Here is a 25,070-nt window from a genome sequence, read left to right on the forward strand (position 1 = left end):
ATGTTCGTCTACTGATTATTTATAGCAGTCTTTAATCTAGCAATAGTTCTACGTAAACTTTTGATCTGTGAAGGATTCTCCAAAGGAGAAACGATATGAGTTCTTGTAAGATCTGCATAAACCTTCTGAGATTCTGCTAGCTTATCATTAAGCTCGGCAGCAGAATAACCTTTTACCTCTGATTGTTTCATAACTATTTACTATTCTTGAAAATCGCGAGCGACTATAAATTTTGTTTTTACCGGTAACTTTTGCGCGGCCAATCTTAAAGCTTCCTTTGCAGTTTCAAGTGGAACACCTGACACTTCAAATAAAATTCTACCTGGCTTCACTACAGCAGCCCAGTACTCTACTGCACCTTTTCCCTTACCCATACGAACCTCAAGAGGCTTCTTTGTAATAGGCTTATCTGGAAATATTTTAATCCATAAAGAACCTTCTCTCTTCATAAAACGGGTAGCAGCAATACGCGCAGCTTCAATTTGACGAGAGTTAATGAACTCTGAATCTAATGATTTGATACCAAAGGTACCATACGCTAGCTGATTACCGCGTCCGGAATTACCCTTCATGCGACCCTTCTGCTGTTTTCTAAACTTTGTCTTTCTAGGTTGTAACATCTCTAGCTCTTATTTTCTACGACGACGATTACCACCTCTATTGGCAGAACCTCCATCTGATTTACCTTGTTTTTTTGATAGACCAACTAGAGGGGAAAGCTCACGCTTACCATATACCTCACCCTTCATGATCCAAACCTTCACACCTAAGCGGCCATAAGTTGTATGCGCCTCTACCAATGCATAATCAATATCAGCTCTAAAAGTAGATAACGGGATACGTCCATCTTTATACGACTCAGAACGAGCCATCTCAGCACCATTTAATCTACCAGAAATCTGAATTTTTATTCCCTCAGCATTCATGCGCATTGCAGCAGCAATAGCCATTTTGATAGCACGTCTGTATGAAATTCTATTTTCAATCTGACGAGCAACACTAGCACCTACTAAATGAGCATCAAGTTCAGGTCTCTTAATTTCATGAATGTTAATCTGCACATCTTTACCAGTAATCTTCTTAAGCTCCTCCTTAAGACGATCAACTTCTTGACCACCTTTACCAATAATGATACCAGGCCTAGCCGTAGTAATGGTAACAGTAACAAGCTTTAAAGTACGCTCAATAATTACTCTTGAAACACTAGCTTTAGAAAGACGAGCATGAATATACTTACGAATCTTATCGTCTTCAGCCAGCTTATCTCCGTAGTCATTACCACCATACCAGTTAGATTCCCAACCTCTGATAATTCCTAAACGATTTCCTATTGGATTAGTTTTTTGTCCCATATCCTAAATTAGTTAACCTCTGTATTATTAGTTTGACCTAACACGAGAGTAACGTGGTTTGATCTTTTTCTTATTCTATGCGCTCTACCTTGAGGTGCTGGACGCAATCTCTTTAACATAGTACCGCCATCTACTCTTATCTCCTTGATAAACAAACCAGCTTCAGCAACATCACCATCTTCATTCTTTGCTTGCCAGTTAGCAATCGCAGATAAAACTAGTTTATCCAATCTACGAGCTGCTTCTTTAGAAGAGAACTTAAGGATATTAAGAGCATCCTCAACCTTCTTACCTCTAATTATATCAGCCACTAATCTCATTTTACGTGGACTAGTAGGACAATTATTAAGTTTTGCAAAAGCAATACTTTTTCTTTCTTCCTTCAGCTTTTCAGCCATCTGTTTTTTACGAACTCCCATAGCTGAATTATTTTTTACCTTTATTCTTAGCTCCCGCGTGACCTCTAAAAGATCTTGTCGGTGAGAACTCACCCAACTTGTGACCAACCATATTCTCAGTTACATATACTGGAATAAATTGCTTACCGTTGTGAACACCTATTGTTTGCCCAACAAAGTCAGGGGTAATCATAGATGAGCGTGACCAGGTTTTAATAACTGTCTTTTTTCCGGACTCAACATTCTGAGCCACCTTAGTTTCCAACTTATGGAATACATAAGGTCCTTTTTTAAGTGAACGAGCCATAATTATTTCTTTCTACGTTCTAAAATATATTGAGCACTTGCTTTATTCTTATCTCTAGTACGATAACCCTTAGCAGGTATTCCGTTACGAGATCTTGGATGACCACCAGAAGACTTACCTTCTCCACCACCCATTGGGTGATCGACTGGGTTCATCACTACCGGACGAGTTCTAGGCCTTCTACCTAACCATCTTGACCTACCAGCTTTACCACTAACAACCAATTGATGATCACTATTTGAAACCGCTCCAATTGTAGCAAGAGCCTCTTGCAATATCAAACGAGTTTCACCAGAAGGCATTTTGATCGTAGCATACTTACCATCTCTTGCCATTAACTGAGCAAAGGAACCAGCACTTCGAGCTATAACAGCACCTTGACCTGGATGCAACTCAATGCAACTCACAATACTACCTAAAGGAATATTAGCAAGCTTCATAGCGTTACCTACCTCAGGAGCGACAGAATCACCAGAAACGATATTCTGACCTACCTTCATTCCGTTCTGAGCAATAACATAACGTTTTTCACCGTCTTGATAGTTAACCAAGGCTATGAAAGCAGTCCTATTAGGATCATACTCAATAGAGGCGATAGTTGCAGGCACACCTTGCTTATCTCTTTTAAAGTCTATAATACGGTAGCGTCTTTTATGACCACCACCCTTGTAACGCATAGTCATACGACCACTAGCATTACGTCCACCTGAGCGTTTTTTCGGAGCGAGCAAGCTCTTCTCCGGCTTATCAGTTGTAATAGCATCGTAGCCATTTACAACTCTAAATCGCTGCCCAGGAGTAACAGGTTTTAATTTTCTTACTGACATCTTTTGTCTGTATTATTTATAGATTACTATAAAGGTCGATGGTATCTCCATCTTGCAATTGTACAAAAGCCTTTTTACTTGCCTTAGTTTTACCAACTTGCATCCCTGATTTTGTAAATTTAGTTTTACGCTCTACACGCACATTCATGGTTCTTACTTTAGTAACAGTAACTCCATAAGTAGCCTCAACCGCATTTTTAATTTGAATCTTATTAGCAGTAGGCATAACCTCAAACCCATAACGATTCAATAACTCACTATCGCTAGTAGCTTTTTCTGTAATGATTGGTTTTATTAAGATATTCATAACCTATTTGCTTAAAGTTTCCTCGATTCCTTCTAGTGAACTCTCTAATACAACAACATTATTAGCATGAAGTATTTTATAAGTGCTTAATTCTGAATTAGTTATAACTTCAGACCCCTTAAAATTTCGAGAAGACAAATATACATTATTATTTGAACCACCCAACACAAAAAGAGATTTTTTATTATCTAATCCTAAAGACTTTAAAACATCCATAAAATCCTTGGTTTTAGGAGCCTCAAAATTAAAGTCTTCAACTACATGTAAATTACCTTCAGCCATCTTCTGACTTAAGACAGATTTACGTGCTAAACGCTTCTGACCTTTATTCAATTTAAAAGAGTAGTCTCTAGGTACAGGCCCAAACATACGTCCACCACCTCTAAAAACACCAGACTTGATAGAACCAGCACGAGCTGTACCTGTTCCTTTCTGCTTCTTAATCTTACGAGTACTACCAGAGATCTCAGCACGTTGCTTTGCTTTATGAGTACCTTGACGTTGATTTGCTAAATACTGCTTAACGTCTAAGTATATAGCGTGATCATTAGGTTCAATACCGAAAATGCTATCAGATAATTCAACCTGACGACCAGTTTCTTTTCCTTTAATGTCTATAACTGCTACCTTCATTACTTCTGTAAGATTACATAAGAATTCTTATGACCAGGAACACAACCTTTTACTACTAAAAGATTTTTTTCTGGAACTACCTTAAGAACTCTTAAATTTTCAACTTTAACTTTTGCATTACCCATCTGTCCTGCCATGCGCATTCCCTTGAATACACGTGCTGGATAAGATGCTGCTCCTATGGAACCTGGTGCACGTAAACGGTTGTGCTGACCGTGAGTCGCTTGACCTACTCCAGCAAATCCATGACGTTTAACAACACCCTGGAAACCTTTACCTTTTGACGTTCCTGACACATCAATAAATTCACCTTCAGTGAAAATATCTACAGAAACTGAATCACCTAATTTGTACTCCTTATCAAAACCTTGGAATTCTACAACTTTTCTCTTGACACCAGTTCCCGCCTTCTTAAAGTGCCCTTGAGCTGCTTTAGATGCGTTTTTGTCTGATTTGTCATCGAAACCTAGTTGAAGGGCTTCATACCCATCATTCTCTTCAGTTCTGACTTGGGTAACAACGCAAGGACCTGCCTCAATGATCGTACATGGCATATTCTTACCATTCTCATCATAAATGCTAGTCATTCCGATTTTTCTTCCTATTAACCCAGACATATTTATTATTTATTATTATTAATGATATAAAGAAATACGCTTTCGCGAAAGCGTATTTCTAAACTTTTGTATTACACTTTGATCTCCACTTCAACTCCACTAGGAAGCTCTAATTTCATTAGAGCATCAATAGTCTTACTAGAAGAACTATAGATATCTAACAATCTTTTATAAGAACTTAGTTGAAATTGTTCACGTGACTTTTTGTTAACGTGTGGTGATCTCAATACAGTAAATATTTTCTTGTGTGTAGGTAACGGGATAGGCCCAGTTACAACAGCACCAGTGCTTTTTACTGTTTTAACGATTTTTTCAGCAGACTTATCTACCAGCATATAATCGTAAGACTTTAATTTGATTCTGATTTTTTGACTCATCTTTTGAAAATTAATTAGTTGCACCTTTAGCTGCTGCAATTACCTCTTCACTAATATTTGAAGGAGTCTCAGCATAGTGTGAAAATTCCATTGTTGAAGTTGCACGACCAGATGAAAGAGTACGTAAAGTAGTTACATAACCAAACATTTCTGAAAGCGGCACTTCTGCCTTCACCACTTTGGCACCAGCACGATCACCCATATCATTAACTTGTCCACGACGACGGTTCAAGTCACCTACTATATCACCCATGTTTTCTTCAGGAGTAATAACCTCAAGTTTCATGATAGGCTCAAGTATTACAGCACCAGCAGACTTTGCAGACGCTTTGTAACCCAATCTAGCAGCAAGCTCAAATGAAAGTGCATCAGAATCTACTGGGTGGAAAGAACCATCCTTAAGAGTTACACGCATACTATCCATTTCAAATCCTGCAAGAGGACCAGCTTTCATAGCTTCACGGAACCCTTTTTCAATAGCAGGGATAAATTCCTTAGGAACATTACCACCTTTAATTTGGTTAATAAACTGTAATCCTTCCTCTACTTTACCTTCTTCATTTTCCTCTGCAGGCTCTATAGTAAAGACAATATCACCGAACTTACCACGACCACCAGACTGTTTCTTATAAGTCTCTCTATGATCAGCAGCTCTAGTAATAGCCTCTTTGTACTCCACTTGTGGTGCACCTTGATTAAGCTCTACTTTAAACTCACGACGCATACGGTCTACAATGATATCTAAGTGAAGCTCACCCATTCCAGAAATAATAGTCTGGCCTGAAGCTTCATCTGTTCTTACTTGGAAAGTAGGATCCTCTTCAGCTAATTTAGCTAAAGCCATACCCATTTTATCTACATCAGCCTTAGTTTTAGGCTCAACAGCGATACCTATTACTGGATCAGGGAAGTCCATCGATTCAAGTACGATAGGATGCTTCTCATCAGTCATAGTATCACCTGTCTTAATATCTTTAAAACCAACAGCTGCCCCTATATCTCCTGCTTCAATAAAATCGATAGCATTTTGTTTATTAGAGTGCATTTGATAGATACGAGAGATACGCTCCTTCTTACCTGAACGATTATTCAAGATATATGAACCTGCATCTAGACGACCAGAATAAGCACGGAAGAAAGCTAAACGACCTACAAAAGGATCTGTTGCAATCTTAAAAGCAAGTGCAGCAAATGGCTCTTTCACATCTGGTTTACGGATTTCTTCTTGCTCTGTATCAGGATTAATTCCTTTAATACCGTCTTTATCTGTAGGAGAGGGCAAGTAACGACAAACTGCATCCAGCAAGAACTGAACACCTTTATTCTTAAATGCACTACCACAAATCATAGGAATGATAGACATATCCATTACAGCAGCACGAAGAGCAGCATGCACTTCATCTTCAGTAATTGAATCTTCATCTTCCATGAACTTTTCTAGAAGATTCTCATCATAAGCAGCTACCTCTTCAATAAGAAGAGCGCGATATTTCTTTGCTTCTGCCTTTAATTCTTCTGGAATCTCGATAACATCAAAAGTTGAACCTTGTGTATTATCATGCCATACAATAGCACGGTTCTTTACAAGATCTACAATACCTTTAAAGTCAGCCTCTTCACCGATATTCAAAACGATCGGCACAGCATTAGACTTTAACATATCTTTCACTTGCTGACAAACAGCAAGGAAGTTAGAACCCTGACGGTCCATCTTATTTACAAATCCAATACGTGGAACCTTATAATTATCAGCTAGCCTCCAGTTAGTTTCAGACTGTGGCTCAACACCATCAACTGCACTAAACAAGAATACTAACCCATCAAGGACACGTAATGATCTATTCACCTCTACCGTAAAGTCTACGTGACCAGGAGTATCGATAATATTAAAATGATAATCCTTTGTTTCAGGAAGTGGCTTTGCATTCTCTAAAGGAAACTTCCAGGTACAAGTTGTAGCTGCAGAAGTAATCGTGATACCACGCTCCTGCTCTTGCTCCATCCAGTCCATAGTTGCCGCACCATCGTGCACCTCACCAATTTTGTGAGAAACACCAGTGTAATAAAGAATACGCTCTGTTGTAGTGGTTTTTCCTGCATCAATATGAGCAGCAATACCTATATTTCTTGTGAATTTTAAATCTCTTGCCATTATTTCTTAGAATCTAAAGTGAGAGAATGCCTTGTTAGCCTCGGCCATTTTATGTGTATCTGTCTTTTTCTTAACAGCAGCACCTTCTTCTTTTGAAGCAGCTAGAATCTCTGAAGCTAACTTCTGAGAAAAACTTTTCTCATTGCGCTTACGTGAGTAACCTATCAACCACTTCATAGCAGTAGATATTTTTCTATCTGGACGGATTTGCATAGGGATTTGAAAAGTAGCTCCACCTACACGACGGCTACGTACCTCTACGTGAGGCATTACATTTGATAATGCATCTTTCCAAACTTCTAATGCTGTTTTCTCGTCATCCTGCTTTTTTTCTTCTACGATATCAATCGCGTCATAAAAAAGCTTGAATGCCGTTGATTTTTTACCATGTAACATCATCATGTTCACAAAACGTGTTACTAGCTGGTCATTGAAACGCGGATCCGGAAGGATCGGGCGTTTTTTGGCCTGTCTTTTTCTCATTTCTTCTCTTTTGAGTTGTTAATTAAAGCTTGCGCACTGAGTATAGCACACCTACTTAAAAAAAATTACTTCTTAGGGCGTTTTGCTCCATACTTAGATCTACGTTGTGTACGGCCTGCAACACCTGCTGTGTCCAGTGCACCGCGCACTATGTGATATCTAACTCCTGGCAAATCTTTTACCCTTCCACCTCTAACCAATACTATCGAGTGCTCTTGTAGATTGTGTCCTTCTCCTGGGATGTAGGCGTTTACTTCCTTACCGTTAGTAAGTCTAACCCTTGCAACCTTTCTCATTGCTGAGTTAGGCTTCTTAGGTGTAGTAGTGTAAACACGAGTACATACTCCACGACGCTGAGGACAAGAATCTAAAGCAGCCGATTTACTCTTCTTGGTTATTTTGGCTCTTCCTTTACGTACTAATTGTGAAATCGTTGGCATATTGTTTTACGCTAATAAATTAATCCCTTATTTTAGGGTCGGCAAAGGTATAAATAAAAATGAGTTATTCAAACCTCAGTTTCAAGTTTTTACAATATCTTTTTTTTAACCCATAAGAAAAGTGCTTAAAAAGCCGTTAAAAGTACGTAATAATGCCATTTAACACCAATATATTGAAAAACACACTTCTCCTTATTATATATACACTAACGAGTACAGTTTGCTTATCGCAATCTTTAAAACTATCTTATTCAAGCAAAAAGGAATCTCAAAAGACTATTACAGACAGTCTCACTAAGAATAATATTCTTTTTAAAAACTACAATGACCTAACTGAACATAATGACAGCATCATTTCACAACTTAAAAAAGCTGGATATATTAACCTATTATCAAACCCAATTAAAAAAGAAACAGACAGTAGCTTTAATCAAGTATTGGATTTGGGAAAAAAATATGGCACTATAAAAATTAGAACACAATCAGATCTTTCAGAAATAGACAGCTTGTTAGAAATCACGCTTTCGCGAAAGCATAATAAACACTACATCACACCAGAAAATTTACAAACAAGAATTAACGAGATTTACAGGTATTTAACAAAAAAAGGATACCCTTTTACTACTATAAAAACACAAAAGGTAAAAATCACGGAATCAGACACGATAACCATTCAGCTAAACGTAACAACCAATAAAAAACGATTCATAGATCATATAAAAATAAAAGGCTATGATAATTTCCCTGAAAACTTTACTAAAAATCTGATTGCAAAAAAACACCTCCTTAACGAAAAAAACATAAAGAAGATTCAAAAAACAATTGAAAAACTATCTTTTGTAGAAACAACTAAAAAACCTGAGTTACTATTTAAAAAAGATTCCACCACCCTTTATATGTATTTAAAAAAGAAAAACAATAATATACTCGATGGACTCATAGGTTTCAACAACACAGATGGCAGCAAGCTTGAAATAAACGGTTATCTAGATTTACAGCTTAACAATAATTTAAACAATGGCGAACAACTCCATATCATTTACAGAGGAGATGATCTAGACCAAACAAAACTTAACATAAACCTGAACCTTCCCTACCTCCTAAAGAGCAATATAGGACTTACTACAAACCTGAATATTCTTAGAAGAGACAGCACCTATCAAAACACATCATTCAGCGGCGGATTGTTTTATTCTTTCAGCCCACAAATTAGATCTGGAATATCTTATAAGACAACCAACTCCTCCACTGAAAACAACGACACGAACAGTGAAAGTTACAAAAGCCAAAATGTAAAACTAGATTTTAATTACGAATCATTTTCAAATGATGATTTGATAATCTATAAATCCAGAGCAACAGCAGAAATAATTACTGGAAACAGAAATACCGAAGAACAACAATCAAAACAATTTAGAATTAACATTGAGGGAGAACATAATCTTCAAATTAATTCCAAAAACAGCCTTAATATTCAAGGAACTGTAAAATTCCTAAACAGCGATAACATCATCTTTAATGAACTATACCAAATAGGAGGAACAAACAGTATAAGAGGATTTAATCAAAACAGCATAGACACCTCATTCTTCACCGCTGTAAACACCGAATACCGCAGAAGAATAAGTAACGGAATCTACCTACACACTATTTTAGATTATGGAATTTTTGAAGAATACTTAAGTAAAAGAGTGGAAAAAATTTATGGAATAGGTGTAGGTACAGCAATTTTAACACAATCAGGAATTCTGAGAATAAGTTTTGCAAACGGATCATTTCCTGGAGCTAACTTGAACTTTTCCAACACAATAGCTCACATAAATCTTAAAATATTGTTCTAGAATGTTACCTAAACGTTAACTTTAACTAAAATAATTGCATAAAATCATTGGATAAAAGTTGTTTTATTAACTATTATTTGTGACTTTTGGCTTTGGCTAATTCAAATAAATCAAAAATGAAAACAAAATTAAATGGAATTTTGACGCTATTCTTAGCGTTAATTGTGCAAGTTTCAATTGCGCAAACGGTGACCGGTAAGGTCTTAGATCCTGATGGAGAACCTGTATTAGGAGCAACAGTTCTTGTAAAAGGAACAGCAAATGCTACCACGACTGACTTTGACGGTAACTATAGCATAAATGCTGCCGCGTCTGATGTATTACAATTCTCATTTGCAGGATATGATACACAAGAAGTTACTGTAGAAGAGAAATCTGTTATAAACGTAACGATGGCTACTTCATTAGAAGTAATTACTTTAATTGGTTATCGTACTGCAACAAAGGAGACGACTAACATTGCTTCTACAACAATAAGTAGTAAAACTATTGAAAACCGACCAAATGCATCGGTTGTTCAAACACTAACAGGTCAAGTTGCCGGTCTTAACATCGCGACTAACTCAGGTCAACCTGGAGGTAATTCTACTATTAACATTCGCGGTGTCGGGTCCATAAATGGAGATTCTGAACCGCTATTTATTATAGACGGCACATTTGCAGATCAAGATAACTTCCGTAGTTTGAATCCACAAGATGTGGAATCTGTTACCGTACTTAAAGATGCTGGTGCTTTAGCAATTTATGGTAACCGTGGAACAAACGGTGTTATCATAATTACAACAAGAAGAGGTGAATACCAACAACCTTTAAAAATTAGTGTTAATTCGATTTTATCTTACACTTCGTTACAAGATAACGATTACAACTTGTTAAACTCACAACAACTCTTAAGTCTAGAAAGAGAAAGAGGACTTGGAGTTGGAGGACGAGGATTTGATAATTCAGGAACTCCTTTAACTGATGCTCAAATATCCGCAGCGGCTAATACTGATTGGACAGATGTGTTTTTCCGAACTGGTGTAACACAAAATCAAACTGTAAGCCTATCCAGCGGTGGTAAAAAGTCTACTCAGTTTACGAGTATAGGTTACTTCAACCAAGAAGGTATACTTCAAGACTCTGATCTAAAACGTTTTAACATAAGAAACAATTTTAGCGCAACATCTGAAAATGATAGATTTAATTTCAATACTTCTTTTTCAGCAAACTACTCTAAATCAAATGAGCCAAATGAAATTGGAGGTTCCGGAATTAATCGTAACTATATATTAGGAGCTTACCAATCGGTTCCTTATTTAACACCGGGTGACTACACAAATGGCGCTGATCTTTTAGCTCCATTATTATTTAGAAATACTCCTTTATTTCTTTTAGACCGTCTAGCAACTTATGATCGTTTTGATGAAGAGGTACGTATTTTAGGAAACATTGATACTAGTTATAAAATCACCGATAATATAACCGTTAAATCTAACACAGGTATAGATTTCACAAACACTTATTTAACGAGAGCCGAGCAGTCATTGTCTTTCAACTCTCAATTATTTGCTGCTGATCCTTATCCTACTACGTCAGGATTCCAGCAACAAAACTCAAATAGAACTTTTGCTTTTAATCAATCAACATCTATCAACTATAACAAAGTTTTTAATGAAAAACACACTTTGAATGTAGGGCTATATACAGAGTATTTGAAGCAACACTTCAGAGGTATGGGATACTTTGCCAACGGTCTAGATCCTAGAACATTTGAATTAGGAGATGGAGATGCTATTATTTCTGATAATGGTAATGATGATTTCTTAGTAGACACTGTAAGTGCTCAAAAACTTAACGGAGGTCAGTTTTCATACTTCACAGCAGTGGATTATGATTATGACACACGATTTGGTTTTAGTGGTGTTTTAAGAAGGGATGCATCATACCGCTTCATAGGAGATAATAAATGGGGAACATTTTTCTCTGTTGCCGGTAGATGGAATATAGACAAGGAAAGTTTTATGGACGATGTAGATTTCGTAAAAGTCCTTAAACTTAGAGGATCCTATGGTGTAACTGGAAATCAAGATGTTAATGGGGATGGATACTTCAGTGGTTCCGGACTAGTTTTAGATACGTTTACCACAGGCGCTGGTTATGGAAATGCTAACTCTTTATTTGTAAACGCCATCGGTAACCCTACATTACAATGGGAAGAGGTTGCACAATGGAATGTAGGAATTGATTTTGAGTTATTAAACAGAGGACGATTAAGAGGAGCTGTTGATGTTTATAGCAGGAATTCACGAGATTTATTCCAATCTAATCGAATTTCCGGAGTATTTGGAAATGGTGGATATGCTCAAAGCGCAAACGTTGGTAACCTATATAACCGAGGTATTGATTTCGATGTGAAATATGACGTTGTACAAGCTCTCACAAGAGATGATTTAGGAGTAACAGTAGGATTAAATTTTAACCATAACCGTTCTGAATTACAAAATCTTCCTAATGAAGATGGTGAAATCATAGGTATAGGTAGAAATGGTGGTCAATTAGGTGAATACTCTCTAGTACGACAAGTAGGTGTAAATCCAGCAACTGGTAACTTATTATTCTTAGATGCAGACGGAAACCCTACTGAAACTCCAGATCCAGACAATGATCAAGTATGGTCTGGTAAAAACCTACAACCAGAGTTTACAGGTGGATTTAATTTTAATGTAGATTATAAAGGATTCTACTTAGAAACTTTATTTCAATTTGCAGCCGGTATAGATCGTTTTGACAATGATCTAAATGGTTTCCAAGATCCAAGTAATATTGGTCAATTTAATTTATCAAACGATATATTGAGAGCATGGGAAAACCCTGGTGACATCACTGATATTCCTTCTCTCGATGCAACAAACTTAGATTTTGGTTCTGATAGATATTTAAGAGAAGCTGACTTCCTTAGATTAAGGTTTGTTAATGTTGGATATAGTTTTGATCAAAGTGTAATAAGCAAATTTAAGTTAGATAGATTAAGATTGTTTGTTAATGCAGAAAATCTTATAACTTGGTCTAAATGGAGAGGATTTGATGCTTCTACATTAAGTAATACTTCTAGATTATACCCAACACCAAGAATTATATCATTCGGAATAGAATTAGGACTTTAAAATAAAAAAACGATGAAAAATTTAAAATACATAATAGTACTTGCATTGCTCGCCTTCTTAGGTAGTTGTGAAGATGCAACAGACATAATTCAACCTGGTACACTGGATGCAAACCGAGCGTATAGTAACGCACAAGACTTGGAACTAGGACGTCTAGGACTTTATAGGCTATTAGATACAAGCGATGAGATAGCCTTTACATCTCGATTCACAGATGAAACCCGTTTAGGTTTTGACAACGGTGGTCAAGCGAGAGCATTATACACATTTAACTTAAATAGTGAAAGTGTTAACCCATCTTCCATGTGGGCAAGTCAGTATCGAATCATTAGAGAAGCAACCCAACTCATAAATGCGGCAAACACTTTAGACGTTGATCCAGCTGATCAGGCTCTCGTAGACGATGTGAAAGGACAAGCATCTGCAATTAGAGCATTTGCACACTTTAGTCTACTTAGTTATTTCTCAACAGACTTAACTGATGATGACGCATTAGGTGTTCCAGCAGTGGACTTTATCGCAGGTGCAGACATTCAGCCTAGAAGAAATACAAATGGTGAAGTTTTTACACTTATCGACTCAGATCTTGCCGTAGCTAGTTCTTCTATTACTGCATCTGATCCAACATTCTTTACAGTAGATGCTGTAAATGCATTTAAAGCGCGTATGGCAGCATACAGAGGTCAATATAATATTGCAGGACCACTAGCAGAGCAATTATTAAATGCTTATCCACTAGCTAATCAGGCCAATTATGACTTGATGTTTCAAGACGTTTCTAACGATGAAGTTATTTTTAAGTTAGAAAGAACTGTAAATGATATTTATGATGGTCAAGGAACGGGTGATACCGGTGGTGGAACTTTAGGTTCTCTATTTGCATTTACCGGACCTGACTTGAATGGTTCACCTTACATGGAAATGGCAAAAGAACTGGCTGATTTACATGTAGCTGGTGATATACGTACAACAGTAAACTTGATTTCTTACCCAGCTCCTGCTGTTGTTAATGATAGAGATGTTCACATCGTAGATAAATATGAAGGATCTGAAAGCAATCCTTTAATGAACGATATTAAAGTGTTTCGTTCATCTGAAATGTTATTTATTCTTGCTGAAGCTCGTGTAGACCAAGGTCTTCTAAACGGACCAGGTTCTGCATCTGAACTTATTGGACAACTTAGAACAGCTCGTTTTGGTGCCGTTCAAACTGCCCCTAACTTCACAAGTGCGGCAGATGCGTATGGACAAATTCTTGATGAAAGAAGAATAGAATTAGCATTTGAAGGACATAGATATAAAGATTTAAAAAGATTAGGTGCTATAGGTAATAGAACAATTTCTAGAGATAATATAGATTGTGCTCAACTAGGAACATGTAGTCTTCCTATTACAGACTACAGGTTTACATTCCCTATTCCTCTAAGTGAGATAATAGGTAACCCAGCTATAGCTGAAGAACAAAATCCAGGTTATTAATAACAAAAATGAAAAAAATGAAAAAATTAATATTAAGCGGAGTCATTGCAATTGCATTACTAGCTTCATGCGATAAAGAAAGTGAATTAAGAAAAGGAGCAGGAACGAACACGGCACTTGCATCTTTTTCGACTAATGTAATTGATTTTGCGGTTGAGATTGACACGCAAAATTTTGGAGCAAGTCAAGACATTACGGTAAACGTGTCACAGGCTTCTAATGCTGATAGAACCATTAATGTAAATGTTGTAGATGATAACACAAACGCAGACCCATTAAACTATACAATTCCTGCAAGTGTAACCATCCCTGCTGGAGCATATAGTGGAACACTTACTATAACAGGTCAAGACACAAATCTTGAAACTACACCTACTCAAATAGAACTTGAATTGGTTGCACCTGATTCAGGTACTGTGGCTGGTCCTAACGCAACGATAAATATCTTTCAGGTATGCCCAATTCCAGATGATTATTTTGTAGGAGCTTATACGATTGGAGATTTACAAGGAGTATTCCAAGGTGAGAACTTTGATACTGGTACTGTTGATGTTATGTTACCTGCTCCTGGAGCTGTAACTAGAACTTTTGATGCATCTTTCTTCGGAAATTCTCAGAATATCACTATCAACTTAGTTTGTAACGAATTAGTGTTCGCTACAACATTTGACAGTGGATTTGTTGCTGGTACACCGGCTTCGGCAATAATAATTAAGCCAGCATCAAATAATACATCTACCTATAGTTTAACTGACGACACCTTCTTCTCGGTTGATTACGACAACGAAGCTGGTGGATTTGGAACATATGCTGGATCATTCTTCCTATCTAAAATATAGATAGATCTAAGTTAAAATAACTTTACCAAAGCCTAAGAATTTTATAATTCTTAGGCTTTTTATTTACATACATTTGCAACATGGAAAAAACAACCTACATCTACGGTATACGCGCCATCATAGAAGCTATTGAAAGTGGACAGAACTTAGGTAAAGTATATCTACTTAGAGAGGCAGAAGGAGTATTAATGGGACAGTTAAAAACACTCGTTAATAACAAGAAAATAACAACTTCATTTGTACCTGTAGAGAAACTCGATAAAATCTCAAGTCATGGAAATCATCAAGGTGCAGTTGCTTCTATATCACCCATAGATTTTGCATCACTGGAAGAAATACTTGAAAATCGTCAGGTAGATAAAAAGGATATTTACCTTTTACTCGACGGCGTGACTGATGTTAGAAACTTTGGCGCCATTATAAGAACAGCAGAATGCACCGGTGTAAGCGCCATAGTAATAGCCGAAAGCGGCTCTGCTCCTATTAATCCAGCTACCATAAAAACAAGTGCTGGCGCTGTTTTTAATATACCTATCTGTAAGGTTACCCACATAAAAGATGCTGTATTCTTAATGAAAGCTTATGGAATAACTACCATAGGCGCTAGTGAAAAGGCTGAAAAGAACATTTATCAAACCGACTTAAATAGTAGTATAGCACTCATAATGGGAAGTGAGGAACGAGGAATAAACCCATCTACCCTTAAAGTGATCGACACACCCGTAAAATTACCTATGAAAGGTGAGATTGCTTCTCTTAATGTTTCTGTGGCCTGTGGAGCGATGCTTTATGAGATCGTAAGGCAGCAAGATTCATAGGTACAATCCAATGATATCTAAATAAGAAAAGCCATCCTAACCGATGGCTTTTCTTATTCCTCTTCATCTAACTCAATGAAATTACCATCTTCATCAAAGTGACGCATGAAAGGATCATCTTCAACAACAAAGTCTGATTCTTCCCATTTGTATTTACGTTTTTCAGGAAGTTTATTCTTAGTGAATACGGCGAGTAACAACCCCACTACTCCACCGCTTAAATGTCCTTCCCAAGACATACCTACTTTTATAGGTAAAACATACCACACCATACTTCCATAAAAAAAAGCAACTATAAAACTAAGTGCTAACATTCTATAATGTTTAGTAAATACACCTTTAAAAAACAAGAAACTCGCGAGCATGTATATCAATCCACTAGCTCCTATATGAAAAGATGGCCTTCCTATGATCCAAGTCATTAATCCAGTAAGAAGAAACCCTGTGATAAGGACCTTCCATCTAATGTTTCTATAGAAATAAGTTAGACCAGTTATAAGAACTAAGGATGGTAAGGTGTTACTCCATAGATGACTTAAATCTGAATGGATGAATGGACTAAAAAAAACACCTCTTAATCCACTCAACCGCTCCGGTCGTACGCCATAACTCGTGAAGTTCAAATGATATTTAACCTCAATGGTATAAATTACCCAAATGAATAGTGTAAATAATAACCCTGGTAAAAAGGTCCCTATATCAAATATGAAATATTCTGATTCTTTCACACACTAGTTTATCAATAACATCGCCAAACAAAAAACTGGTAAAAGTGTCATGACATAATAGATTTAAAAGTAAAACAGACTAAAACTATTTCCCTATTCCTATCTTCGTAATATGCTTAATTCACCACTCGCAGAACGTATAAGACCTCAACAATTAGATGACTACCTGAGTCAAAGTCACCTTGTAGGTGAAAAAGGCACTTTGCGCCAGCATATTCTTAACGGTACTATTCCTTCCTTAATCTTATGGGGACCACCAGGAACAGGTAAAACTACCCTTGCAAACATCATCGCGCAAGAAAGTAAAAGACCATTTTACACCTTAAGTGCTATTAATAGTGGTGTAAAAGACATAAGAGAAGTCATAGATAAAGCTAAGAGCTCTGGTGGCTTATTTACTGCCAAAAACCCGATACTATTCATCGATGAGATCCATAGATTCAGTAAATCACAACAGGACTCTTTACTTGCTGCTGTAGAAAAAGGTTGGGTTACGCTTATAGGGGCAACCACAGAGAATCCGAGCTTTGAGGTTATTCCTGCACTTTTATCAAGATGCCAGGTTTATGTATTGGACGCTTTCGCGAAAGCAGAATTAGAACAGCTTCTTCACAGAGCCATGGCGGTAGATAGCCTACTGAGTGAGAAAAAAATCGAACTACAAGAAACCGATGCCTTATTGCGCATAAGCGGTGGAGACGCTCGTAAATTGCTCAATATTTTTGAACTAGTCGTGAATAGCCAGCAAGAAGAGGTAATCATTATTACTGATGAGCTTGTATTTAATCAAGTTCAGTCTAATCCTGCTCGATATGATAAAACAGGTGAGCAACATTATGATATAATCAGTGCTTTTATAAAATCTATACGTGGTAGTGACCCTAATGGTGCTGTTTACTGGCTGGCTAGAATGATAGAAGGTGGCGAGGACTTAAAATTTATAGCAAGACGTATGCTCATACTCGCCAGTGAAGACATAGGAAACGCAAATCCTACTGCACTAATTATGGCAAATAATACTTTTCAAGCTGTGTCTACCATAGGGTATCCAGAATCCAGAATCATATTAAGCCAGTGCGCCATTTATCTTGCTACCTCTATAAAGAGTAACGCTTCTTATCTAGCTATAGGGCAAGCACAACAAACTGTAAAGCAAACTGGTGATTTACCAGTTCCTCTAGGACTGCGCAATGCTCCTACTAAGCTTATGAAAGATCTAGGTTATGGAGAAGAATATAAATATGCTCATGACCATCCTGGTAATTTTGCTCTATTTGATTTTCTACCACAAGAAATAAGCGGTACTAAATTTTTTGAACCAGGAGAAAATCCTCGAGAACAGGCACAAAGAGACTTTTTAGAAAAAAGATGGAAAGACCATTATGACTATAAACCTAATAAAGACTGAATCTCTAATAGATGATGAACCACTACCTCACCTTCAGGAATCTCTTCATCTGTGGTATGAAACCATATAGTCTTTAAGCCTATTGCTTGAGCTCCTAGAATGTCTGCAGCATAGCTATCTCCTATCATTATACTATTATCTATGGTTGCACCTGCCATCTCTAGAGCCTGATGAAAAATTCCCGGTGCTGGTTTCTTAACGCCAGCCGCCTCTGCGGTAAGTACTATTTTAAAGTAATCTTGTAAACCAGATTTTTCTATTTTATGTTGCTGCACACCGTTAAAACCATTAGTAATCAAGTGCAGCTCAAAATGATCTTTTAAAGAATCTAGTAATTCTATACAGCCCGGAAAAAGATGATTATTATTAGGCAGGTACTCGATATATAAATCTGCAAAGAGGTTTATTTCTTGATCAGTGACTGCATAATTACAGGCGTCAAAAGCTGTTTTTAATCGCTGGTACCTGAGCTCTTCTTTTGTGATTAAATTTTCTCTAAATTTTCTCCAAAACTCTAGGTTAAGCGGTTCATAAACGTCTATGAATTTATCTAGAGAAAGATCTACATCATGCTCCTTAAAGATCTGTTGATAGGCTAGTTTACTATTCAAATCAAAATCCCATAAGGTATGGTCTAAATCAAAAAAGAGGTGTTTTACATTTTTAAACATTATAAGTAAGTAATTTTTTAATGATGGTATAAACGTGTGAGCGTTTATTTAAATCGAGTTGTGCGTTATCAAAAACAACAATAAAACAGCCAGAAGTCCGATCTGCATGCTGGAGTAATTTATCTATAATAGATTGCTGACCGTTTAACATGAAATGCTCTATACTCCTGTAATGTAGCGCATAAGGAAAGACTCTTAACGGTGTTTGAACCTCATAATCCAGGTCATAAAAGAAAAACGAATGACTGGTACCTGCTCTATAACCAGGGACGTTTGTATATCCCATGCTGTAGTCTTCTATGGTATCCATATCTACTAATTTTTTATAGTGTCCTGGCATAGAAATCTTTGAAAACGCTGTCATGGTTTTATGCAGCGGCCTGTTAGTTATAGATTGAAAACGCTCTGATTCTTTAATGATTTTATCTTCCTCTATTCCATAAGAAAATCTTAACCCTATTTCAAGATAGTCTGCTATATGCTTGATAAGTTCTCGATAGGATCTCGTACGGTATGAGACGCCATTATTTACAGTGCTGTAATCACCTAAATGAAATAAATACAAGACACGCCTAGATCTTTTTAATTTTTTAGGCAACTGGTCCATAGCATCTTTATAGACTCTAAGCATGATATCATAAACATCATAAGGATCTTTAGTTAATCGCAGGTGTACGCCTATTTGGGTAAATAGTTTACGTAATTTAAATCCTTTTAAACTCTGGTAAAAGGCTTTTAACACTGGAATCAGAGCTCTGTTTCTGTATTTATAAACGCTGGCAGTTTCTATGGTAGTTAAGATTTGTGTTTCTCGCTTTCGCGAAAGCGTAATTTCAAAACGGCTCTCTAGCTCTTCTCTAAATCGCTCCACCCATAAATCAATGACTGGTATTTCCAGAAAATGATGCTGTGCTGCAATACTCGATGATGCAGAAAAACGCCCTAAACTATCTTTAACTTGAGGTAAATACTCCTCATATCTAGTAATTAAATAAAAACTTGCTGCAAATAGATCAAAAGGAACATCACTGCGGTCTGGTGCGCTAAAAAAAACAGGAAGATCATCCCATTTATGAATTTCAATCTCGTGATCATCTATACCTACCTCATCTAATAATCCTTGAGACCATATAAAAAGTTCATCTCCTAATGGTTTGTTTCCATAAGAGAATTTAGGGCCTTCATGTGCAATGAACTCGCTCAGATCTGATGTAAACTGAAACGGAAACTCAAGCAATCTTTTAAAAATATGTCTGAAAATGTATTCTTTGCGTGCAGTGATTTTATGGAGAAAAATAAGTACCATTATATTAAATTATGGTCTGCAAAACTGTAGAAACTATCGCTGGTAACTATGAGGTGATCCAGTACTTTCACATCCATGAGTTTACCGGCTTCTACTAATTTTTGAGTAAGGTGCTTATCTTCCATACTAGGTAATAATTTACCACTAGGATGATTGTGAGCAAGAATCATGGCAACAGCGCTTTCTTGCACGGCTTTTTGAAACACGATGCGAGTATCTACCATGGTTCCAGTAAAACCGCCTTTACTTATTTGATGTTTAGCTAGTACTTTATGACTATTATTCACATATAAAATCCAGAACTCCTCATGTGGCAGGTCTCCTATAATGGGCTGTATAACCTTAAACGCGTCTTCACTACAAGTTATTACAGGCCTAGTAATAGGTAATTCACTAGCACGACGTTTTCCTAATTCCATGGCGGCATTTATGGTAATAGCCTTAGCCTCTCCTATTCCTTTAAACTTCATGAGTTCTTTGATACTCATTCTTCCCAGCTTGTCTAATGAATTTCCAGCGTGATTAAGAATAACTCTACTTAGTTCTACAGCACTCATATCACGATTACCACTACCTATTAGAATAGCGATCAACTCAGCGTCTGATAAAGACGTGCTGCCATTAAGTGAGAGTTTCTCTCGTGGCCTGTCATTTTCTGACCAGTCTTTTATGGAAAATTTACTGTGTTCTTGAGCCATGAGCTAAAGATACTCTTTACCTTATAAAAACAGGCTCATTTTCATTTATAGTCTCTTCTTGTGAATAGCGATAATCATCTTCTTGAAAGGCAAGGATATCTTTAAGAGTAGTGGCATCTTGCTCTACTAAGAATCGAGCCATAGTACCTCGGGCTTTTTTTGCAAAGAAAGAAATGACCTTTAATTTTCCATTTTTATAATCCTTGAAAATAGGACTAACCAGCGTTCCTTTTAAATTTTTCTTATCGATGACTTTAAAATACTCGTTACTTGCTAGGTTCACTACGAGCTCCTCAGTTTCTATTTCTTTGTTTAATGAAGGTGTTACAATCTCTTTCCAGAATTCATATAAATTCTTATGATTTCCCACAGACAACTTAGTTCCCATTTCTAATCGATAGGGTTGTAGTAAATCCAGTGGTCTTAAATAGCCATACATTCCTGAGAGAATACGCACTTTAGACTGCAAAGACTCTTCATGTGCAGGTTGTAAGGTATAAGCATCTAATCCTGTATAAACATCTCCTGCAAATGCATAAATCGCTGGTCTACTATTACTGGTATTAAAGTCTTTACTAAAATCCTTATAACGCTGATAATTCAAGTTTGCAAGCGCATCAGAGATATGCATGAGTTCACCTACTTTATTCTTAGACATTTTTTTAAGAACATTATTCAGTTTTAAAGCCTCTTGTGGGAACAAAGGTTGTGTAGCCGTTACAGTAGGTAATGGTGTCTCGTAATCTAGAGTTTTAGCTGGTGATAATAGAATTTTCATAACGCTCTTTTAATATCTCAAAAATAAGAGTATGAACTAAAAAAACCTGCTTAATGTGCCGTTAAGTTATCAATAGCAGTATTAGTAAAGTTGATATGCTACCGTTTCAAATAGCAAACAAAGATGCTCAAATCAGGATATAAAATTATTATGCGTCTTTAGAATTTGCCGCATAAATGCGCCATTTCTTAATACATTCTGTCATGTCCTTAGGAACATCACTAGTAAAACTCATCCATTCTTTAGTAACTGGATGTTCAAAACCTAATGTCCTAGCATGTAAGGCCTGTCTAGGTAAGACCTTTTTACAATTATCTACAAATTGCTTATAATTAGTAAACGTAGTTCCTTTTAAGATACGATCACCTCCATAGCGCTCATCGTTAAATAGAGTATGTCCTATATGCTTCATATGCACACGGATCTGGTGTGTTCTTCCTGTTTCCAGTTTACAAGAAATCATTGTCACATAACCTAAATCTTCTATAACACTCCAGTGCGTAATGGCTGGCTTGCCTTTATAAGCATCTTCACCAGACCACACATAGTTTTGTAATCTGTTTTTAGGATGTCTTCCTATATTTCCTTCTACCGTACCACTTGGTTCATCAAATCCACCCCAAACTATAGCAATATATTCTCGCTCACTTGTTTTTGCCGCAAACTGAGCACTTAAATAAGCCATAGCATGTTCAGTCTTTGCTATTACTAGCAAACCACTAGTATCTTTATCTATGCGATGTACTAATCCAGGACGATTGCTACTGTTATTAGGTAAGTTCTCAAAGTGGTGAATAAGAGCATTTATTAAAGTTCCAGAGTAATTTCCATGACCAGGATGCACTACCATGCCAGCTGGTTTATTAACCACTACTAACGCCTCATCTTCATAAACAATATCCAGCGGTATATCTTCTGCAACGAGAAGATTTTCATGTGGTGGATGCTTAAAAAGAACTCTAATATGATCGCCACCTTTTACTTTATAGTTAGATTTTACAACCTCATCATTCACTCTTACAGAACCATCTTTAATGCTTTGTTGTATTTTACTGCGTGTTGCATTTTCTATAAAGTTCATTAAGTATTTATCTACTCTTAATGGCTCTTGACCTTCACTAGCAGTAAATTGATGGTGTTCATATAGATCATCATCGTGAGCATCATCGAGCTCATCAGGATTAGTTACTTGTGGCATCATCTAGAGTGTCTTGAGCGTCTGGCGCTACTGTATTAAGTAAAGATTTATCTCCTAAGACTAAATCGATAACAGATGTTTTCATGAGTGCAGTTCCTGCCTCAATCTTTTCTCCTTTGTGACGTAGTTCTAAAACCATGTCTGTTGCTATATGTGGCCTGTAAGTAATAGCCCCTATTTTAAAACCTAGCGCCTTTAAGGTAGGCTCAACTTGTCTTTTAGTCTTATTGATTAAATTAGGAATTACTATTTCCCCATATCCAGACGGATTTAATTTTATATAAATCTGTCTATTTTCTTTTACAAATTTACCAGCTGCTGGATCTTGCTCAATCACACTACGTGGAGGAAAATTAGGATTATAACTAGAGCTGTCTATGAGCTTTCTCCTTAAATCTAGGTCTTCTAACCTTTGATCTACCTCTATTAAAGATAATCTAGCCAGGTCAGGGACTTCTATTTTCTGACCATGATTAGTATAATAACTCAACCAAAACAAATACACAAAACACAACGTAACGACAAGACCTATAGCCAGAAGCAGGTGTTTTAAAAAAGTTTTGGTAAAGAGAAATTTTATAAAGCTCATGTTTTTAATTCAATGCATTTAAAAAATCAGTGAAATTCTTTGCTACACGCTTTGCTCCATTAGTTTTTAAATAATAACGATCCCGTGGCGCATTCATGTTTCCTATCTCTAGCACAAACGCTGGAGATTTTACTAAATGAAGTAAATTCATTCCTGTTGTTTCTGTGAGAATAGTGGAAAAATAAGGATCAGTACTCAGGTGTTGAATTAATAAGCTCGCAAATTCTTTAGATTTGTTAAATTGTTCGTTTTCTTCGTTCATAAGCACGGCAGCTTGTCTAGGACCATTTTCAGAAGTGCCCATGTGTATAGATATCACTAGATCGGGATCAAGACTATTAATTTGAGTAGCACGTTCCAGAATAGTCAAGCGCTCTCCAGCAGGGTTATGATAAATCACCTCTACATGGTTTTGAACCTCACCAGTAAGCTGCGACACTAAAGAAGATAAAATTTCATATTCAGTCTCACCATCTACTTGCACACCTTTATCTACAGCATCATGTCCACGGTCTATAACCACCTTAAATGAGTTCTTCTCTAGATGCTGGGCTTGAGCTACAAAAACCGTTACACTTAACACTAAAAAAAGGATAGATTTTTTCATCTTAAATATTTGTTCAAATATAATCATTGAAAATATACTTAGAACCAGTTCTTTTTTAACTTTGTTGTTCACGCTTTTGCGAAAAGTTATATCATGAAAAACATTGCGGTATTAATGGGCGGTTACTCTCACGAGTGGCAAATCTCTTTAAAGAGTGGCGCAGTTATCTCTAAAAACTTAGACCGCCATTTATATGATGTCTATGAAATATTCATTCTTAAAGATGGGTGGTACTATCTGGATGATCAAGAAAATAAGTATTTTATAGATAAAAATGATTTCAGTATTACAGTAAATGGTGAGCACATCGTCTTTGACTGTATTTATAACACCATTCACGGGACTCCAGGAGAAGATGGAATCATCCAGGCTTATTTAGAATTATTAAACATCCCACAAACCTCTTGTGACTCCTACCAAAGCGCTATAACTTTTAACAAGCGTGACTGTATCGCAGTATTAAAACCTTGGGGTATTTACACGGGTAAACATATCTACTTAAATAAAGGAGCAGCATATAAAGCAAAGGATATCGCAAAAAGATTAGGCCTACCGTTCTTTGTAAAAGCAAATCGCAGCGGTAGCAGCTTTGGTGTTTCAAAAGTTTATGAAGTTAGTGATGTTGAGAAAGCTCTAGAAGTTGCTTTTAAAGTAGATCACGAGATCATTTTAGAATCTTTTTTAGACGGTATAGAAGTATCTGTAGGTGTGTATCAAATAGATAATGAGATTATCGCCCTTCCACCTACTGAAATAGTTAGTGAAAATGATTTCTTTGATTATGAAGCAAAATATCAAGGAAAATCTCAAGAGATAACTCCTGCGCGTATTTCTGAACGACTTACTAAAGCTGTTCAAGAACAAACTAAAAGAATATATGAAGTCTTATCTTGCAAAGGAATCGCGCGTGCCGATTTTATTTTCCATAATGGTACGCCACACTTCATAGAAATAAATACAAATCCAGGAATGAGCAAAGAAAGTATCATCCCGCAACAAATAATAGCCGCTGGAAAAACCTTGCAAGAAGTATTTACGGCTATTATTGATAACACTATAAAACATCACTAA

General features: G+C 36.6%; 28 protein-coding genes. 7 read left to right on the forward strand and 21 right to left on the reverse strand.

Annotation, left to right across the window (positions count from 1 at the left end; genetic code table 11):
- Window positions 1-8: 8 nt before the first annotated feature.
- The 13 genes from rpmC to rpsL all read right to left on the reverse strand — a co-directional run bounded on the left by rpmC (window position 9) and on the right by rpsL (window position 7,893).
- A complete protein-coding gene (rpmC, locus tag ACTF48_RS02940; RefSeq protein ID WP_438961643.1) occupies window positions 9-191 on the reverse strand; it encodes a 50S ribosomal protein L29 in 183 nt (60 codons plus the stop codon).
- Between the two features lie 9 nt (window positions 192-200).
- Window positions 201-620 (reverse strand): 50S ribosomal protein L16, encoded by a 420-nt coding sequence (gene rplP, locus ACTF48_RS02945; protein ID WP_438961644.1) that lies wholly within the window; start codon window positions 618-620, stop codon window positions 201-203.
- Between the two features lie 9 nt (window positions 621-629).
- Complete coding sequence (rpsC, locus tag ACTF48_RS02950; RefSeq protein ID WP_438961645.1) at window positions 630-1,352, reverse strand: 30S ribosomal protein S3; 723 nt, start codon at window positions 1,350-1,352, stop codon at window positions 630-632.
- Between the two features lie 8 nt (window positions 1,353-1,360).
- Window positions 1,361-1,771, reverse strand: a complete 411-nt coding sequence (gene rplV / locus ACTF48_RS02955; RefSeq protein WP_438961646.1) for a 50S ribosomal protein L22 — start codon at window positions 1,769-1,771, stop codon at window positions 1,361-1,363.
- Window positions 1,772-1,778: 7 nt separating this feature from the next.
- Window positions 1,779-2,057 (reverse strand): 30S ribosomal protein S19, encoded by a 279-nt coding sequence (gene rpsS, locus ACTF48_RS02960; RefSeq protein WP_438961647.1) that lies wholly within the window; start codon window positions 2,055-2,057, stop codon window positions 1,779-1,781.
- Between the two features lie 2 nt (window positions 2,058-2,059).
- Window positions 2,060-2,884 carry a 50S ribosomal protein L2 gene (gene rplB, locus ACTF48_RS02965; RefSeq protein WP_438961648.1) on the reverse strand — a complete coding sequence of 275 codons (825 nt, stop codon included), beginning with the start codon at window positions 2,882-2,884 and terminating at the stop codon, window positions 2,060-2,062.
- 16 nt (window positions 2,885-2,900) lie between these two features.
- Entirely contained in the window at window positions 2,901-3,191 is a 291-nt protein-coding gene (gene rplW / locus ACTF48_RS02970; RefSeq protein WP_438961649.1) for a 50S ribosomal protein L23, read from the reverse strand.
- A 3-nt stretch (window positions 3,192-3,194) separates the two neighbouring features.
- Window positions 3,195-3,824: a 50S ribosomal protein L4 gene (gene rplD / locus ACTF48_RS02975; RefSeq protein WP_438961650.1), complete on the reverse strand. Its 630-nt coding sequence runs from the start codon at window positions 3,822-3,824 to the stop codon at window positions 3,195-3,197.
- Entirely contained in the window at window positions 3,824-4,441 is a 618-nt protein-coding gene (gene rplC, locus ACTF48_RS02980) for a 50S ribosomal protein L3 (protein ID WP_438961651.1), read from the reverse strand. The genes rplD and rplC overlap by 1 nt, the downstream gene beginning before the upstream one ends.
- Before the next feature lie 71 nt (window positions 4,442-4,512).
- Complete coding sequence (gene rpsJ / locus ACTF48_RS02985; RefSeq protein WP_006795812.1) at window positions 4,513-4,818, reverse strand: 30S ribosomal protein S10; 306 nt, start codon at window positions 4,816-4,818, stop codon at window positions 4,513-4,515.
- Window positions 4,819-4,828: 10 nt separating this feature from the next.
- Complete coding sequence (fusA, locus tag ACTF48_RS02990; protein ID WP_438961652.1) at window positions 4,829-6,970, reverse strand: elongation factor G; 2,142 nt, start codon at window positions 6,968-6,970, stop codon at window positions 4,829-4,831.
- Between the two features lie 6 nt (window positions 6,971-6,976).
- Complete coding sequence (gene rpsG, locus ACTF48_RS02995) at window positions 6,977-7,453, reverse strand: 30S ribosomal protein S7 (protein ID WP_438961653.1); 477 nt, start codon at window positions 7,451-7,453, stop codon at window positions 6,977-6,979.
- A 65-nt stretch (window positions 7,454-7,518) separates the two neighbouring features.
- Complete coding sequence (rpsL, locus tag ACTF48_RS03000; RefSeq protein WP_006795815.1) at window positions 7,519-7,893, reverse strand: 30S ribosomal protein S12; 375 nt, start codon at window positions 7,891-7,893, stop codon at window positions 7,519-7,521.
- Window positions 7,894-8,066: 173 nt separating this feature from the next.
- On the opposite strand from rpsL, the gene ACTF48_RS03005 reads away from it, so the two are divergent.
- The 5 genes from ACTF48_RS03005 (at window position 8,067) to rlmB (ending at window position 16,016) form a co-directional block, all read left to right on the forward strand.
- Window positions 8,067-9,734 (forward strand): hypothetical protein, encoded by a 1,668-nt coding sequence (locus ACTF48_RS03005; protein ID WP_438961654.1) that lies wholly within the window; start codon window positions 8,067-8,069, stop codon window positions 9,732-9,734.
- Between the two features lie 116 nt (window positions 9,735-9,850).
- Window positions 9,851-12,880 carry a SusC/RagA family TonB-linked outer membrane protein gene (locus ACTF48_RS03010; RefSeq protein ID WP_438961655.1) on the forward strand — a complete coding sequence of 1,010 codons (3,030 nt, stop codon included), beginning with the start codon at window positions 9,851-9,853 and terminating at the stop codon, window positions 12,878-12,880.
- Window positions 12,881-12,892: 12 nt separating this feature from the next.
- Entirely contained in the window at window positions 12,893-14,359 is a 1,467-nt protein-coding gene (locus tag ACTF48_RS03015) for a RagB/SusD family nutrient uptake outer membrane protein (RefSeq protein WP_438961656.1), read from the forward strand.
- Between the two features lie 17 nt (window positions 14,360-14,376).
- Entirely contained in the window at window positions 14,377-15,198 is an 822-nt protein-coding gene (locus ACTF48_RS03020; RefSeq protein WP_438961657.1) for a hypothetical protein, read from the forward strand.
- 80 nt (window positions 15,199-15,278) lie between these two features.
- Window positions 15,279-16,016, forward strand: a complete 738-nt coding sequence (gene rlmB, locus ACTF48_RS03025; protein ID WP_438961658.1) for a 23S rRNA (guanosine(2251)-2'-O)-methyltransferase RlmB — start codon at window positions 15,279-15,281, stop codon at window positions 16,014-16,016.
- A 53-nt stretch (window positions 16,017-16,069) separates the two neighbouring features.
- Here the strand turns inward: rlmB and ACTF48_RS03030 are convergent, their stop codons facing one another.
- Complete coding sequence (locus tag ACTF48_RS03030; RefSeq protein WP_438961659.1) at window positions 16,070-16,744, reverse strand: rhomboid family intramembrane serine protease; 675 nt, start codon at window positions 16,742-16,744, stop codon at window positions 16,070-16,072.
- A gap of 112 nt (window positions 16,745-16,856) precedes the next feature.
- On the opposite strand from ACTF48_RS03030, the gene ACTF48_RS03035 reads away from it, so the two are divergent.
- The gene (locus tag ACTF48_RS03035; protein WP_438961660.1) at window positions 16,857-18,152 is read left to right on the forward strand and encodes a replication-associated recombination protein A; all 1,296 of its coding nucleotides are present in this window, start codon (window positions 16,857-16,859) and stop codon (window positions 18,150-18,152) included.
- Here ACTF48_RS03035 and ACTF48_RS03040 read toward each other — a convergent pair.
- The 7 genes from ACTF48_RS03040 to ACTF48_RS03070 form a co-directional block, all read right to left on the reverse strand.
- Window positions 18,131-18,823: a YjjG family noncanonical pyrimidine nucleotidase gene (locus ACTF48_RS03040; protein ID WP_438961661.1), complete on the reverse strand. Its 693-nt coding sequence runs from the start codon at window positions 18,821-18,823 to the stop codon at window positions 18,131-18,133. The two genes, ACTF48_RS03035 and ACTF48_RS03040, sit on opposite strands and share 22 nt — an antisense overlap.
- Entirely contained in the window at window positions 18,816-20,129 is a 1,314-nt protein-coding gene (locus ACTF48_RS03045) for a DUF7033 domain-containing protein (RefSeq protein WP_438961662.1), read from the reverse strand. Before ACTF48_RS03045 ends, ACTF48_RS03040 begins: the two co-directional genes overlap by 8 nt.
- Complete coding sequence (gene radC, locus ACTF48_RS03050) at window positions 20,129-20,827, reverse strand: RadC family protein (RefSeq protein WP_438961663.1); 699 nt, start codon at window positions 20,825-20,827, stop codon at window positions 20,129-20,131. Before radC ends, ACTF48_RS03045 begins: the two co-directional genes overlap by 1 nt.
- 16 nt (window positions 20,828-20,843) lie before the next feature.
- Window positions 20,844-21,605 (reverse strand): peroxide stress protein YaaA, encoded by a 762-nt coding sequence (gene yaaA, locus ACTF48_RS03055; RefSeq protein ID WP_438961664.1) that lies wholly within the window; start codon window positions 21,603-21,605, stop codon window positions 20,844-20,846.
- Between the two features lie 148 nt (window positions 21,606-21,753).
- On the reverse strand, window positions 21,754-22,806 hold the full coding sequence (locus ACTF48_RS03060) for an RluA family pseudouridine synthase (protein WP_438961665.1): 1,053 nt from the start codon (window positions 22,804-22,806) through the stop codon (window positions 21,754-21,756).
- Window positions 22,787-23,392, reverse strand: coding sequence for a PASTA domain-containing protein (locus tag ACTF48_RS03065; RefSeq protein ID WP_438961666.1), 606 nt, complete (start codon window positions 23,390-23,392; stop codon window positions 22,787-22,789). The genes ACTF48_RS03060 and ACTF48_RS03065 overlap by 20 nt, the downstream gene beginning before the upstream one ends.
- A 4-nt stretch (window positions 23,393-23,396) precedes the next feature.
- Window positions 23,397-23,999: an N-acetylmuramoyl-L-alanine amidase gene (locus tag ACTF48_RS03070; protein WP_438961667.1), complete on the reverse strand. Its 603-nt coding sequence runs from the start codon at window positions 23,997-23,999 to the stop codon at window positions 23,397-23,399.
- Between the two features lie 93 nt (window positions 24,000-24,092).
- Between ACTF48_RS03070 and ACTF48_RS03075 the strand changes: the two genes are divergently transcribed.
- The gene (locus tag ACTF48_RS03075) at window positions 24,093-25,070 is read left to right on the forward strand and encodes a D-alanine--D-alanine ligase (protein ID WP_438961668.1); all 978 of its coding nucleotides are present in this window, start codon (window positions 24,093-24,095) and stop codon (window positions 25,068-25,070) included.

Source organism: Nonlabens sp. (assembly GCF_965660805.1).
Classification (GTDB): Bacteria; Bacteroidota; Bacteroidia; order Flavobacteriales; family Flavobacteriaceae; genus Nonlabens.